This is a genomic window from Allobosea sp. 10L422 (genome assembly GCF_056395345.1).
In genome coordinates this window covers 227,998-241,770 of record NZ_JBFTJI010000003.1, presented here as the reverse complement: position 1 = coordinate 241,770, position 13,773 = coordinate 227,998, and the positions used below count along the sequence as shown (strand labels likewise).

At 66.9% G+C, this 13,773-nt stretch carries 14 protein-coding genes; 9 read left to right on the top strand and 5 right to left on the bottom strand.

Annotated features, from left to right (window positions below):
• The first annotated feature begins 10 nt into the window (after positions 1-10).
• From AC1DEZ_RS09370 to AC1DEZ_RS09360, 3 genes are read left to right on the top strand one after another with little or no spacing between them, the layout of a single operon-like run.
• A complete protein-coding gene (locus tag AC1DEZ_RS09370) occupies positions 11-760 on the top strand; it encodes an amino acid ABC transporter ATP-binding protein (protein WP_476779535.1) in 750 nt (249 codons plus the stop codon).
• Positions 761-769: 9 nt separating this feature from the next.
• Positions 770-1,444, top strand: coding sequence for an amino acid ABC transporter permease (locus AC1DEZ_RS09365; RefSeq protein WP_441511671.1), 675 nt, complete (start codon positions 770-772; stop codon positions 1,442-1,444).
• A complete protein-coding gene (locus tag AC1DEZ_RS09360) occupies positions 1,444-2,118 on the top strand; it encodes an amino acid ABC transporter permease (RefSeq protein WP_476779534.1) in 675 nt (224 codons plus the stop codon). Before AC1DEZ_RS09365 ends, AC1DEZ_RS09360 begins: the two co-directional genes overlap by 1 nt.
• Positions 2,119-2,138: 20 nt before the next feature.
• Here AC1DEZ_RS09360 and AC1DEZ_RS09355 read toward each other — a convergent pair whose 3' ends face one another.
• Positions 2,139-2,990 (bottom strand): NHL repeat-containing protein, encoded by an 852-nt coding sequence (locus AC1DEZ_RS09355; RefSeq protein WP_476779533.1) that lies wholly within the window; start codon positions 2,988-2,990, stop codon positions 2,139-2,141.
• A gap of 74 nt (positions 2,991-3,064) precedes the next feature.
• Between AC1DEZ_RS09355 and hydA the strand changes: the two genes are divergently transcribed.
• A complete protein-coding gene (gene hydA / locus AC1DEZ_RS09350; protein WP_476779532.1) occupies positions 3,065-4,507 on the top strand; it encodes a dihydropyrimidinase in 1,443 nt (480 codons plus the stop codon).
• A gap of 18 nt (positions 4,508-4,525) precedes the next feature.
• Here hydA and AC1DEZ_RS09345 read toward each other — a convergent pair whose 3' ends face one another.
• Together AC1DEZ_RS09345 and AC1DEZ_RS09340 are read right to left on the bottom strand one after the other, a co-directional pair.
• On the bottom strand, positions 4,526-5,473 hold the full coding sequence (locus AC1DEZ_RS09345; protein ID WP_476779531.1) for an N-carbamoyl-D-amino-acid hydrolase: 948 nt from the start codon (positions 5,471-5,473) through the stop codon (positions 4,526-4,528).
• A gap of 342 nt (positions 5,474-5,815) precedes the next feature.
• Complete coding sequence (locus AC1DEZ_RS09340; protein ID WP_441511676.1) at positions 5,816-7,054, bottom strand: MFS transporter; 1,239 nt, start codon at positions 7,052-7,054, stop codon at positions 5,816-5,818.
• 336 nt (positions 7,055-7,390) lie between these two features.
• On the opposite strand from AC1DEZ_RS09340, the gene AC1DEZ_RS09335 reads away from it, so the two are divergent.
• Together AC1DEZ_RS09335 and AC1DEZ_RS09330 are read left to right on the top strand one after the other, a co-directional pair.
• Positions 7,391-8,104, top strand: coding sequence for an orotate phosphoribosyltransferase (locus tag AC1DEZ_RS09335; RefSeq protein ID WP_441511677.1), 714 nt, complete (start codon positions 7,391-7,393; stop codon positions 8,102-8,104).
• Positions 8,105-8,108: 4 nt separating this feature from the next.
• Entirely contained in the window at positions 8,109-8,744 is a 636-nt protein-coding gene (locus AC1DEZ_RS09330; protein WP_476779530.1) for a TIGR00725 family protein, read from the top strand.
• A gap of 11 nt (positions 8,745-8,755) precedes the next feature.
• Here AC1DEZ_RS09330 and AC1DEZ_RS09325 read toward each other — a convergent pair whose 3' ends face one another.
• Positions 8,756-9,268: a MarR family winged helix-turn-helix transcriptional regulator gene (locus AC1DEZ_RS09325; protein WP_476779529.1), complete on the bottom strand. Its 513-nt coding sequence runs from the start codon at positions 9,266-9,268 to the stop codon at positions 8,756-8,758.
• A gap of 45 nt (positions 9,269-9,313) precedes the next feature.
• On the opposite strand from AC1DEZ_RS09325, the gene AC1DEZ_RS09320 reads away from it, so the two are divergent.
• Positions 9,314-10,198, top strand: a complete 885-nt coding sequence (locus AC1DEZ_RS09320; RefSeq protein ID WP_476779528.1) for an alpha/beta hydrolase — start codon at positions 9,314-9,316, stop codon at positions 10,196-10,198.
• Positions 10,199-10,293: 95 nt separating this feature from the next.
• Here AC1DEZ_RS09320 and hemH read toward each other — a convergent pair whose 3' ends face one another.
• Entirely contained in the window at positions 10,294-11,358 is a 1,065-nt protein-coding gene (hemH, locus tag AC1DEZ_RS09315) for a ferrochelatase (RefSeq protein WP_441511681.1), read from the bottom strand.
• Between the two features lie 184 nt (positions 11,359-11,542).
• On the opposite strand from hemH, the gene AC1DEZ_RS09310 reads away from it, so the two are divergent.
• Both AC1DEZ_RS09310 and ung read left to right on the top strand, forming a co-directional pair.
• A complete protein-coding gene (locus tag AC1DEZ_RS09310; protein WP_476779527.1) occupies positions 11,543-13,063 on the top strand; it encodes a bifunctional metallophosphatase/5'-nucleotidase in 1,521 nt (506 codons plus the stop codon).
• Positions 13,060-13,758, top strand: a complete 699-nt coding sequence (gene ung, locus AC1DEZ_RS09305) for a uracil-DNA glycosylase (RefSeq protein WP_476779526.1) — start codon at positions 13,060-13,062, stop codon at positions 13,756-13,758. Before AC1DEZ_RS09310 ends, ung begins: the two co-directional genes overlap by 4 nt.
• Positions 13,759-13,773: the final 15 nt, after the last annotated feature.

Below are 13,773 nucleotides of genomic sequence, written 5' to 3'. Positions count from 1 at the left end.
GCAGCCCGCCATGACGGCCACGCTCCCTGAGACGATCGTTTCGATCGAGGGGCTGCGCAAGAGCTTCGGCAATGTCGAGGTCCTGCGCGGTGTCGATCTCAGGGTCGGCAAGGGCGAGGCCGTCGTGATCGTTGGCTCCTCCGGTTCGGGCAAGAGCACTTGCCTGCGCTGCATCAACCGGCTGGAGGAACCGACGGCGGGCGCAATCCGCGTCGGTGGGCAGGAGATCACCGGTCCGAAGGTGGACCTCAATCTCCTGCGCCGCCGGATCGGCATGGTCTTCCAGGGCATCCATCTCTATCCGCACAAGACGGCGCTGGGGAACGTGATGCTGGCGCTGCGCAAGGTCGTCGGCCTTGGCAAGGAGGAGGCCGAGCGCAAGGCGCGGCACCATCTCGAGGTCGTCGGCCTCGCCCACAAGGCCGATTCCTATCCGGCCGAATTGTCCGGCGGGCAGCAGCAGCGCGTCGGCATCGCCCGCGCCATGGCGCTGGAGCCGCAGGTCATGCTCTTCGACGAGCCGACCTCGGCGCTCGATCCCGAGCTTGTCGGCGAAGTGCTCAACGTCATGGTCCGCACCAAGGAGATGGGCATGACCATGATCGTAGTGACGCATGAGATGAAGTTCGCGCGCGATGTCGCCGACCGCGTCGTCTTCATGGACCATGGCGCGATCCTGGCCGAGGGCACGCCGCAGGAGATCCTCGTCAACCCGCAGCACCAGCGCATCCGCGACTTCGTGATGCGCTCGCACGGCTGACGGGCACCCATGGACCAGATCGTCCGCTATTTCTTCGATTTCGGGCTGTTGTCGGCCTATTGGCCCGACATCCTGCGCGGCTTCCTCATCACCGTCGAGATGTCGATTCTGACGGTCGTGATCGGCATCCCGCTCGGCCTCGTCCTCGCGGTGTTGCGCCTCTACGGCATCCGGCCGCTGAACTGGCTGATCATCTTCTACATCGACTTCTTCCGCTCGATCCCGCAGCTGGTGCTGATCGTGCTGGCCTATTTCGCGCTGCCCTATTTCGGGCTGGTGCTGGAGCCCATCACCGCGACCGTGCTGGCACTCGCGATCGTGCTCTCGGCCTTCGCCGAGGAGATCTTCTGGGCCGGCATCAACGCCGTGGCGAAGGGGCAGTGGGAGGCGGGGCGCTCGACGGGCCTAGGCTTCACCCAGACGCTGGCCTACATCATCCTGCCGCAGGTTGTGCGCATGTCGATCCCGCCGCTGACCAACCGCGCCATCGGCATCAGCAAGGGCACGACGCTGGGCTCCGTGGTGGCCGTGCCCGAGCTGCTCAACGTGACCTCGAGCATCCAGTCCAACGTCGCCAATCCGACCGCGCTGACCGTCGGTGCGCTGCTCTTCCTGCTCCTCTTCCTGCCCTTCGTGCGCTTCACGCGCTGGCTGGAACATGTCTACGCGCATCCGAGGTCATGATGGACGAGCTCGTCACGACCTTCTTCAATTTCGACGTCCTCAAGCAGGTCTGGCCGCTGCTGCTGCAGGGCTTCTGGATGACGCTGGCGCTGGCCGCGGTCGCCGTGCCGCTTTCGGTGCTCACCGGCATCGCCATCGCCATGGCACAGGACGTGCCGAACAAACTGCTGCGCTTCGTGCTGGTCGCCTATGTCGATGTGATGCGCGCCATCCCGCCGCTGGTGCTGCTGATCTTCATCTTCTTCGGCCTGCCCTTCCTGGGCTTGAAGCTCAACGAGTTCACGGCGGCCGTGCTGGCGCTCACGCTGAACGGTTCGAGCTATTTCGCCGAGATCTTCCGCGCGGGCATGGAATCCGTGCCGAAGGGGCAGCGCGAGGCGGCCCGCTCGACGGGCCTCAGCTGGTACAAGAGCATGATCCATGTCGTGGTGCCGCAGGGCACGCGCAACGTGCTGCCGGACCTGATCAGCAATACGGTCGAGCTGGTGAAGCAGACCTCGATCGCCTCGGCCGTCGCTTTGCAGGAGCTGCTGCGCTCGGCCCAGCTCGCCCAGGGCCTGCTCTACAACCCGACGCCGCTGATCGCGGTGGCGATCGTCTACTTCCTGATGTTCTGGCCCTTCGTGCGGTTGGTCTCGCGCCTGCAGAACCGCACGGCCATGTCGGCTGCGTGAGGCGATTGTGACCCGTCGCGTCAGATCGCGGCGGGGTAGAGGCGGGTGATGCGGTTTGGGTTGGTCTCGGCGAGAAAAATGTCGCCGGACGGCCCGAGCCAGAGCCCATGGGCGCCATTGAGGACCGGCCGGCAGCGGCCGAGCAGAGCGCCGTCCGGCGAGAGCAGGCTCAGCGTCGGGATGGAATCGCAGACATGAATCCGGTCCTCCGCATCGGCGACGACATCCTGGGGGCGCAGGAACGCGTCCCACACCGCCAGAAGCTCGCCATCGGCGGTGAAGCTCTGCACGCGGCTGTTCTCGCGATCGGCGACAATGACGCGCCCGTCGCTGAGCACGCAGATGCCGTGCGGCGTCAGGAAGGCGCCGGGTGCAGTTCCGACCGAACCCCAGCTCGCGATCAGGCTGCCGCCAGCGTCGAAGCGGTGAATGCGGCCGTTGCCATAGCCATCCGCGACGTAGAAGCCCCCACCGGGCGCGAAGGCGATGTCGCTGGGATGATTGAAGGGATGGCCGGGCCGATGGCTCTCGCCGATCTGCTGCCGCACCTGGCCCTCGGCATCGCAGAAGAAGATGCGGTGAGCGTCGCGGTCCACGATGGCGAGGCCGCCATCGGGCATCGCCGCGATCTTGTGGGCATCGAGGCAGAGCGCCTCGCCCCAGCTCCGCAGGAACCTGCCGTCGGCTGCGAGCGTGACCACGCAAGGTCCGTCAGGATCGACGGCGCTGTCGCGGCGCAGCAGGACATGGACGAACCCATCCTTGTCGACCGCCAGATCGGTGATCCGACCCGGCGTCGCGGGCAGGGTGCCCCAGGGACGCTCGACGCCGTAGAGCCTTTCGCCGAGCGCAACGCGCAATTCCGTTTTCATCCTGACCTCGTCGCCGTTTCGCGCGCTGTGGGTGGCCATCGTTTCAGGGCCCCGGCCGCATGGGGAGAAAGACCATGAGCGATTTCGATCTCGTCATTCGCGGCGGCACCGCCGTGACCGGCTCCGACATCGGCTCCTTCGATATCGGCATCGCCGGCGGCGTCATCGCCGCGATCGGAGAAGGGCTGCCGCGCGGCAAGGAGGAGGTCGATGCGCGGGGACTGCTCGTCCTGCCCGGCGGCGTCGATGCCCACGTTCATCTCGACCAGCCTTTTTCCTCGGGAGCAGAGATCGCGGATGGTTTCGACAGCGGCACGGCCTCTGCCGCCGCCGGCGGAACGACGACAGTCGTCTGCCATGCCCCGCAGATCCGCGGCGGTTCGTTGGCAGGTGCGGTCGCAGCCTATGCCGAGAAAGCGAAGCAGGCTCGGATCGACCACGCCTTCCATCTCCTGGTCAACGATCCGACCCCGGAGGTGCTGGAGCGCGAGCTGCCGGCGCTGGTCGAGGCCGGGCATCGCTCCGTCAAGATTTTCATGACCTATGACAGCAACCGTCTCGGCGATGCGCAGATCCTGCAGACGCTCGCAGCGGCCCGGCGCGCCGGCGCGCTTGTCTGTGTGCATGCCGAGCATCACGAGCTGATCGGCTGGCTGACGCAGGCGCTGCTGGCGGCCGGGCAGACCGCGCCGCGCCATCTCGCCTGGGCCAAGCCGATGGTGGTCGAGCGCGAGGCGACGCACCGCATCCTGGCCCTGGCCGAGGCGCTGGATACGCCGATCCAGATCTTCCACGTCTCCGGCGCGCAATCCGGCGAGGAGGTTCAGCGGGCGCAGGCGCGCGGCCAGAAAGCCTGGGCCGAAACCTGCACGCAATATCTCGTGCTCGACGAGGCCGACATGGACCGGCCGGGCTTCGAGGGCGCGAAGTTCATGATCTCGCCGGCGCTGCGCTCGGGCGCCGATCGCGAGGCGCTCTGGCAGTTCCTGCGCGACGGGGTGATCGACATCGTCTCGTCCGACCATTCGCCGCTGCGCTATGACGATCCGCGCGGCAAGAAGCAGCATGGCGAGAACGCGCCCTTCAACAAGATCCCGAACGGGGTGCCCGGCCTCGCGGCACGGCTGCCCATTCTCTACTCGGAAGGCGTCGCCAAAGGCCGCATCGACCTGCGTCGTTTCGTCGATCTCGTCGCGACCAACCCGGCCCGCCGCTTCGGCCTGGCGCCGCGCAAGGGCGCACTCGTCATTGGTGCCGACGCCGATATCGTTCTGTTCGATCCCAACCGGCGCGTCACCCTGACCAACCCCATGCAGCACCATGGCAGCGACTACACGCCTTACGAAGGCATGGAGGTGCAGGGCTATCCGACCGCCACCTATCAACGCGGCCGGCTGGTGTTCGATGGCGAGCGGGTGCTGGCGCAGCTGGGGCAGGGGCAGTTGCTGGCGCGCGGCCCTTATGCCGAGATCGCGCCGACCGGCCACTTTCCGACTCCGTTCGATCCGTTCCGGTGAGGGAAGCAAGGAGAGCGCTCAGGCGCTCTCCGGCTTTCCGAGCGGAGCGCCGACGCCGGTGCGCTCGGTGAGCAGGCCGTAATGCTCGACGCGGCGATGGCGGGCGAAGTCGAAGATCGTCGCCTTGCCGAAACGGGTGTCGTCGAGGTCGCAAGGGTGGACGAGCACGCCGTCCTCCTCATGCTGGATCTCGCCGACGATCTTGCCGTCCGGCGCCGCGATCAGCGTGCCGCCGAAAAGACGGTGCCCATCCTCGTTGCCGGCCTTGGCGACGGCCACCACCCAGGTGGAGTTCTGGTAGGCGCCGGCCTGCACCGAGAGGCGGTGATGGAACAGGCGGTCGGCCGTCGTCTCATGGGGCGATTGCGAGTTGGCGGAGGGGGTGTTGTAGCCGAGAACGACCATCTCGACGCCTTGCAGACCCATGACGCGATAGGTCTCGGGCCAGCGCCGGTCGTTGCAGATCGCCATTCCGACGAGCCCGCCCTCGAACTCCCAGACCGGGAAGCCCAGATCGCCGGGCTCGAAATAGCGCTTCTCGAGATGCTGGTGTGCCCGCTCCGTGTCGAACTCGACATGGCCGGGAAGATGGATCTTCCGGTATTTGCCCACGATCCGGCCAGCGCGGTCGACGAGGATCGAGCTGTTGAAATGGCGCCCGTCGGGGGTGAGCTCGGCATAACCGAAGCTCATGGCCATGCCGAGCGCTTTCGCCTTGTCGAAGAGCGGCTGCGTCTCCGGGCCGGGCATGCTGCGCTCGAACCAGTGGTCGGCCTCGGCGCGATCCTCATGATACCAGCGCGGAAAGAAGGTGGTCAGCGCCAGCTCGGGGTAGACGATGAAGTTCGCGCCCTGGGCCCTGGCCGTCTCCATGAGAGCGATCATGCGGTCGACGACCTGCTTGCGGCTCTCGGCCCGCTGGATCGGGCCCAGCTGGGCGGCGGCGACTGTGACGATGCGTGACACGGTTCTTCCTGATCAGATGGTGCTTCGGGGCCGCCCGATCACGATCTCTTTCGAAATCAGCGTGCTGCGTCCGAGCATGCTTTCCACGAGCCTGCCCCTTCGGGGTTGCTGGGCCGTGTCAAAGCCTTAGATCGTTGGCTTCCATTCTTCATATGCTTTGTTCGCGATCAGCCATAATCGCGCGTTATGCTCCGCGCCGCGCTCCAGCAGCGCGAGAAGGCGGAGCTCGGTATCTTGGCGCGATGCCGGCTCGCCCGCCCTGGGTGCCCATATGTCGTGAAGCCGCTGGCGCGGAGGCCGCGCCGGCAGTTCGCAGACTGTGTCGTGTTGCGGCGGTCAGGCCTACAGCAGCTCTTCGCCGCGTCTCTCGGGGATGAGGAGCCACATCGCGAGGATATCGAGGACATAGAGGGTCGCGAGCAGCGCGATGGCGGTCTGGAAGCCATAGGCAGCCGCGATCGCGCCCACGATGACGGGGCCGAAGCCGCCGACGCCGCGACCGATGTTGAACAGCACGTTCTGGGCGGTGGCGCGGGCCGCCGTCGGGAACAGCTCGCTCATCAGCGCGCCGTAGCCGCCGAGCATGCCGTTAACGAAGAAGCCCATCACTGCGCCCGCGACGAGGAGCTGCATCGGGTCGGTCAGCCGGGAATAGACGATGACCATCACCGCAGCGCCCAGCATGTAGCCGAAGAAGGCCGGGCGCCGGCCGACCCGGTCGGCGATATGGCCGAAGGCGAAGATGCCGAGCGCCATGCCGGCGATGGTCACCGCCGTCCACAGCGCCGATTGGGTGAGGGCGAAGCCGAACCGCGTCGCGAGATAGTTCGGCAGCCAGATCATCACGCCGTAATAGCCGAAGTTTTGGACCGAGCAGAGGATCACCATGCCGATGCTGAGCTTGGTGGTCTCCCAGTCCTTGACCAGCAGGCGCAGCGCGGATTCCTTCGGACGGTCCTTGGAGCGGGCGACGAAGACGTCGGGCTCGTGCAGCGAATGCCGGATGAAATAGGCCGCGATCGCCGGCAGGACGCCGATGGCGAACATGCCGCGCCAGCCGATCGTGGGCAGCAGCAGCGGGGTGACGAGGGCGGCCGCGAGGACGCCGACCTGCCAGCCGAGGCCGACATAGGAGGAGGCGCGCGCCCGCTTCGAGGCCGGCCAGGCTTCGGCGACGAGCGCCATGCCGATGCCGAATTCGCCGCCGAGCCCGAGGCCGGCGATGGTGCGGTAGACCAGCAGGTCCCAGTAGCCCTGGGCGAAGGCGCACAGGCCGGTGAAGACGGCGAAGAGGACGATGGTCCAGGTCAGGACACGGACGCGGCCGATCCGGTCCGAGAGCATGCCGAAACCGATGCCGCCAAGGACGGCGCCGACGAGCGTCGCCGTCACCAGAGAGGCGGCCTGGGCTTGGCTCAATTGCAGATCGGCCGAGATCGCCCTAAGCATGAAGCCGAGGATCAGGAGGTCGAAGCCATCCATCGCATAGCCGATGGCGGCGCCCCACAACGCCTTGCGCGCCTTGTCGTCCACCGTCGTCGGTGCCGACAGCGCGGCGGCCGATGCTGTCCGATCGCTCATGGTTCAAGGCCCCTCGTTTTCGCCCGGCCGAAAGGATGCTGAGCTGCAAGCCAGATCGAGGCGCGCTCACATGCGTGATGTCGGCTCGACATGTCACGCTGCCGGAGCCGGCGCAATAATTCGCCCCGAATCAGCCTGTGGATGTGCCGGGAAACATTTGCGTGTGTGGCTTTATCGACAGCGCGGCGCTGGCCCTGGCGCCATGGTGGAAATCGCGGGGCGGGGATTGACCTGCCGGGCGGGGGCGATCAGAAGGGGCCGTTTGCCAATTCGACCAGCCCCTGCGCCCTTGCCGTCCCCGGCGAGCGGCGTCGCTCAGCCCAAGGAAACCGCGCCATGCCCAATCTGTTCACCCCCACCGACCGGGCCGTGATCGCGCGCGAAGCGGCCAAGATGCTGCTCGAGATCAAGGCTGTGCACTTCTACAGCGACAAGCCCTTCTTCTTCACTTCCGGCTGGGCGAGCCCGGTCTATATCGACTGCCGCAAGATCATCTCCTACCCCCGTCTGCGCTCGACGCTGATCGATTTCGCCGCCACCACGATCGTGCGCGACATCGGCTACGAGTCGCTCGACACCATCGCCGGGGGCGAAACCGCGGGCATCCCCTTCGCTGCCTGGATCTCCGACCGCCTGGCGCTGCCGATGCAGTATGTCCGCAAGAAGCCGAAGGGCTTCGGCCGCAATGCCCAGATCGAGGGCTCGGTCGTCGAGGGTGCGCGCACGCTGCTGGTCGAGGATCTCGCTACGGACGGGCGCAGCAAGGTCAATTTCGCCGAAGCGCTGCGCAATGCGGGCGCCGATGTGCAGCATTGCTTCGTGCTGTTCTACTACGACATCTTCCCGAAGAGCCGCGAGCTGATGGCGGAGATCGGCGTGAACCTGCACTACCTCACCACCTGGTGGGATGTGCTGGCCGTCGCGAAGGACAGCGGCCATTTCGAGCCGAAGATCCTTGCCGAGGTCGAGAGCTTCCTCAACGATCCGGCGAGCTGGTCGTCCAAGCATGGCGGGATCTCCGCCTTCGGCGAAGAAAAGAAGCCGGCCTGAGCCGATGCTTCAGGACCCGCAGCTGCGTCTGGATGTCGAGAACGGACAGCTGCAGGACGGGGGCGGCCGGGTGTTCGATCCGGCGGCGCGGCGCTGGTGCGAAGCCCCGCTGGCTGCACTGGGCGAGCCGGTGTCGGCCGCCAATGCCTTGCGCTGGCTTCAGCGTGAGAGCGGGATGGCTCTGCGCACGCCCGTCGCCGTGATCGGGACGCGCACGCCCACCACTTCGCAGGCGGTTGCCGCCGAAACCTTGGGTCGGCTTCTCGGCGAGCACGGCGTCACCGTGCTGTGCGGAGGCCGCTCAGGTGTGATGGAGGAGGTCTGCCGTGGCGTCGCGCAGGCCGGCGGCCTCTCGATTGGCCTTTTGCCCGATGACGAGCCGGAGGCGGCCAATCCTTACGTCACGGTCCCGCTTGCCACCGGCATCGGCGTGGCGCGCAATGCGCTGATCGCCCGGGCGGCGTGTTGTCTGGTTGCGATCGGGGGCGGTTACGGAACGCTATCGGAGATCGCCTTCGCCCTGCAATTCAAGCGGCCGGTCTTCCTGCTGGAAGGCGCGCCGACCGTCGACGGGGCGCTCGCCTGTGCCGATGCGGCGGCGGCGCTAGACGCTGTCGCGCGGGTGATCCTGGCAGTCTGAACGCCGTCCGTTCACGGCCTGTCGGGCCGGCCCGCTGCGGCGCCGCTGCGGGCTTCGAGCGCCTTGGCGACGCGGCGCATCGCCTCGCCGGCAGCATTGCATTCCTCGTCGCTGAGTACGGTCATCATAGCCTCGATTTCGGCGACATGAATCGCCATCGCCTTGCGGGTCAGCGCCTCGCCGGCGGCCGTCAGCCAGAGCCGGCGCAGGCGCTTGTCGGCGTCATCGTTGCGGCGTTCGATCAGTCCGCGACGCTCCAGCACGGGCAGCAACATGCTCATCGCACTGCGCCCGACCAGCAGCTTCTCGGCCAGCGCCTGCTGCGAGAGGCCGGGCGCGTGGAAGATGTTGGCGAGCACGTCGTAATGCGCGAGCTGGATGTCGAGCGGCGCAAGCGCCTCGGTGAAAACCTTCTCCCACAAGCTGTGCGCACGGGCGACGGAGACCCAGTTGCGGAAGCGCGGGAGATCCCAGGGCAGGATCTGCGACTCCGGCAAATCAGAAAGCACTTGCTTTTTGTTCATGGCTGAACATATTCGTTCAGCGCTGAACAAGATAGGGTCCGTGCCATGACCGCTTCCGCCCTCCGTTACATGCGCCCGCTGGTCCGGGCCGCGAGCTTCGTGGCTCCTTCTGCGACCGGCCGGCTGGCTTTCCGCTTGTTCTGTACCCCGGCGAAGCCGTCGAAGCGAAACAGAAAATCGGGCGTACAGGCCACCGCGACGAGGCTCGGGCAAGCGAGCCGACGCGCCATTCCGTTCCCCTGCGGGAGCGTTCAGGCCTATGTCTTCGAGCCCGAGGCGGTCGTGCCGGCGGGCACCGTGCTGCTGGTCCATGGCTGGACGGGAGAGGCGGCCTCGATGACCGCTTTTGTCGAACCGCTGCTGGCGGCGGGCTTCCGCGTCGTCGCCTTCGACCTGCCCGGCCATGGCGCCTCGACCGGGCGCGAGCTCAACATTCCGCTCGGTGTCGCGAGCCTTGCGGCCGTGGCACGGGTGTTCGGGCCGCTGCACGCAATCGTGACGCATTCCTTCGGCGGGGCGATCGCGCTTGCGGCATTGGCAGGCTCCGTGAGGGGGCAGCCCGCGGTCAGCACCGGGCGGCTCGTGCTGATCGCCGCGCCGTCATCGATCACCGAGATCACCCGGCAATTCGGCGCCGCGATCGGTCTCGGCAAGCGCGGGCAGGCGGCGCTGGAGCGGCGCATCCATGTCGTCGCCGGCAATCCGGTCGAGGTTTTCGAGGGGGCGCTGCAACTGGAGGCGATCGGGCTGCCGACCCTGGTGATCCACGACCGGCAGGATCGCGAACTCGGCTTCCATCATGCGCAGGCGCTGGCGGGAGCCGGAGCTTTCGTCACGCTGGAAGCGACGGATGGGCTCGGTCATCGCCGCATCCTGAAGGCGCGGCCGGTGGTTGAAAGCGTTGCGCGCTTCGTCGGAGCAGGGGGCTAGCGCATTCCTGCGAATGGCAGAAATGCGCTAGATCCTTGTTCTATCGCATTTTCTTCACGCGAACCGGTGCCCACTTCGCTTGAAAACGCTCTCGCTCAGAGCCAGCCCATCAGTTCGCGCTGGACGACCTCGGCGATGACGTCGACACCCTCGCGGGAGTCGTTGAGGCAGGGGAGATAGGCGAATTTCTCGCCACCATTGTGCAGGAAGATCTCGCGGTTCTCGCCGTCGAGTTCTTCGAGCGTCTCCAGGCAGTCGGCCGAGAAGCCGGGCGCGACGATCGCCATCGATTTCTTCCCGGCCTGGGCCAGCGCCTTCACCGTCTCGTCGGTATAGGGCTGCAGCCATTCGTCGGGGCCGAAGCGCGATTGGAAGGTCAGCGGGAATTGTTCCTCGGAGAGACCTAGCTCGGCGCGCAGCAGACGCCAGGTCTTGACGCACTGGCAGTAGTAGGGGTCGCCCTTCAGCAGGTATTCCTTCGGCATGCCGTGGAAGGAGCAGAGGATGACCTCCGGCTCGAAATCGAGCTTGGCGAGCGAGGCGCGCATCGAGCGGGCGAGCGCGCCGATATAGACGGGGTCGTCATGGTAGGGCGGCGAGACGCGCACCGAGGGCTGCCAGCGCATCTGCATCAGCGCGCGAAAAGCCTGGTCGCAGGCCGTGGCCGAGGTCGGCGCGGCGTATTGCGGATAGAGCGGCACCAGCAGGATGCGGTCGCAGCCCTGGTCGAGCAGAGCCTTCAGCCGGCTCTTCACGTCGGGAAAGCCGTAGCGCATCGCCCAGTCGAAGACGACGCGGTCGCCGGCCAGCGGCTTCAGGCGCTCCGCGAGCTGCTCGGTCTGCGAGCGGGTGATGGTCTTGAGCGGGCCTTCGTTGCGCTCGTTGTTCCAGATCGAGGCGTAATCCTTGCCCTTGCGGCCCGGGCGCGTCGACAGGATGATCAGGTTGAGGATCGGCCACCATTTCCAGCGCGGCTCCTCGATGACACGCCGGTCAGACAGAAACTCCTTGAGATAGGCGCGCATCGGCCAGTAGCCGGTGCCTTCGGGCGTGCCGAGATTCATCAGCAGCACGCCGATGCGGCCGTAGCGCACCTTGGGATGGTCGGGCGGCAGGGAAGCGGCCTCGCGGCCGGGCGCCGCGGCGATGTCAGCAGTCATGAGCGCATGCTCTCCTTAGCCTCGTGATTTAGACGAGTTCGCGCTTTCGTCCAGCCTGGAAGCCTGTCGAAGAGCAAGGTGCGACACTACCGACAACCGCTGTTCGGGCCGGTCTGCCCTCTGGTCACTGCGGCTGAACTCTTGCTAGTCTGGAGCCGTTCTTAAGACCTGAGGGGCGCCCGCCATGACAAAGCTCACCCGCCGCAAGGCTCTCGGCGTCCTGGCGGCGCCAGCGACGCTCGCCGCGACCGCCCCTGTGGCGATGGCGCAGCAACCGGCGCCGAGCTTCACGCTGCTGCTCGTCAACGACATCTACAAGATGAGCGACGACAAGGGGCGCGGCGGCTTCGCGCGCGCCTCCGGTATCGCCAAGGCCGAGCGGGCCAAAGGCGTGCCGGTGCTTTTCTGCCATGCCGGCGATTGCTACTCGCCCTCGCTGATGTCGGGCTTCGACCAGGGCGCGCATATCGTCGCGATGCAGAACAAGATGGGCATCGACGTCTTCGTGCCCGGCAATCATGAATTCGACTTCGGCAAGGAGAACTATCTCAAGCTGACGGCAGCCCAGACCTATCCGACCTTCGCCGCCAATCTGCGCGATGCCGGCGGCAACGTGCTGCCCCACCACAAGGATTCGCAGATCTTCGAGCTCGGCGGCATCAAGGTCGGCGTGATCGGCACGACCTTCGATCCGACGCCGCAGCTCTCCAACCCCGGCGACCTGAAATTTTCCTCGACGATGGAGGCGCTGCGCCGCGAGGCCAAAGCGCTGAAGGGGCAAGGCGCCGATATCCTCGTCGCCGTCGTCCATGCCGACCGGGCGATGGATTACGAGATCGTTCGCTCGCGCGTCGTCGACATCGTGCTGACCGGCCACGACCACGACCTCGCGATCGCCTATGACGGCAAGGTGGTGATGGTTGAGTCGAATGAGGAGGGCAATTACGTCACCGCCATCGACATCGCCGTCAGCGTCAAGGGCGAAGGCGCGGCGCGGCAGGTGTCGTGGACGCCGACCTTCCGCGTTAACGATTCCCGCTCGGCGACGCCTGATCCTGACGTCGCCGCCATCGTGAAGGGCTATGAGGGCGAGCTCTCGAAGGAGCTCGACGTCGACATCGCCACGCTGGCCGTCCCGCTGGATTCCCGCACCGGCGTCATCCGCACGCAGGAGACCGCGATCGGCAACCTGATCGCCGACGCCATCCGCGCCGCGACCGGCGCCCAGCTCGCCATCACCAACGCCGGTGGCATCCGGGCCAACAAGCAATATGCCGCCGGGCAGAAGCTGACCCGCCGCGACGTGCTGAGCGAACTGCCCTTCGGCAATGCCACGGTGATGGTCGAGATCACCGGCAAGGACGTAAAGGACGCGATCGAGAACGGCTTGCGCGACGCCCCGCAGGGCGCCGGACGCTTCCCGGTGGTGTCCGGCCTCACATTCGAGGCCGACCTGAAGCAGCCGCAGGGCGCGCGCGTCACCACGGTCATGGTCGACGGCAAGCCGATTGATCCCGCCGCCAAATATACGGTCGCTTCGAACAACTTCATGCTGGAGGGCGGCGACGGCTACACGGCGCTCGGTCGCGGCCGGACGCTGCTCGGTCTTACCGACGGCAAGCTGATGGCCAATGAGGTGATGGTCTATGTGCGCCGGCTCGGCACTGTCGATGCCAAGGTCGAGGGCCGGGCCGTCCTGAAGTGAGCTGCACCGAGGCGCTCGCGACCTTCCTGGCGAGCGGAGCGTCGAGGGGCTGGCGTGACCTGGCGGTCTTCGCTGCTGGCGGCGATGCGACGCGCGCCTGCGCGGCCGTCGATGCCGAACGGGCGGCCGGGCATGTCGTCGCGCCGGCGCCGGAGCGGGTCTTCGCCGCGCTGGCGCTGACGCCGCTCGACGCGGTCCGCGCCGTCATTCTCGGGCAGGACCCCTATCCGACGCCGGGCCATGCCAACGGGCTCGCCTTCTCCTATGTCGGCCCGCCGCCGCTGCCGCGCTCGCTGGTCAATATCTACAAGGAGCGGGCCGAGGATCTGGGCGAGCCCCCGCCTGCGGATGGCGATCTGACGCGCTGGGCCAAGCAGGGCGTGCTGCTGCTCAACACGGCGCTGACGGTGCGGGAAGGGGCCAGCAAGGCTGGTTCGCACCTTTCGCTCGGCTGGGCGAAGATCACGGATGCGGTGATTGCGGCCGTCTCGCGGGAGCGGCCCCATGCCGTCTTCCTGCTCTGGGGCGCGCCGGCGCAGTTGAAGCGGCCGTTGATCGACGAGAGCCGGCATCTCGTCATCGCCAGCGCTCACCCTTCGCCGCTGTCGGCGCGGCGCGGCTTCTTCGGCTCCAAGCCATTCAGCCGGTCCAATGCCTGGCTGGAGGGGCAGGGAGAGAGGCCGATCGATTGGTAAGGGACTCCAGCGTCA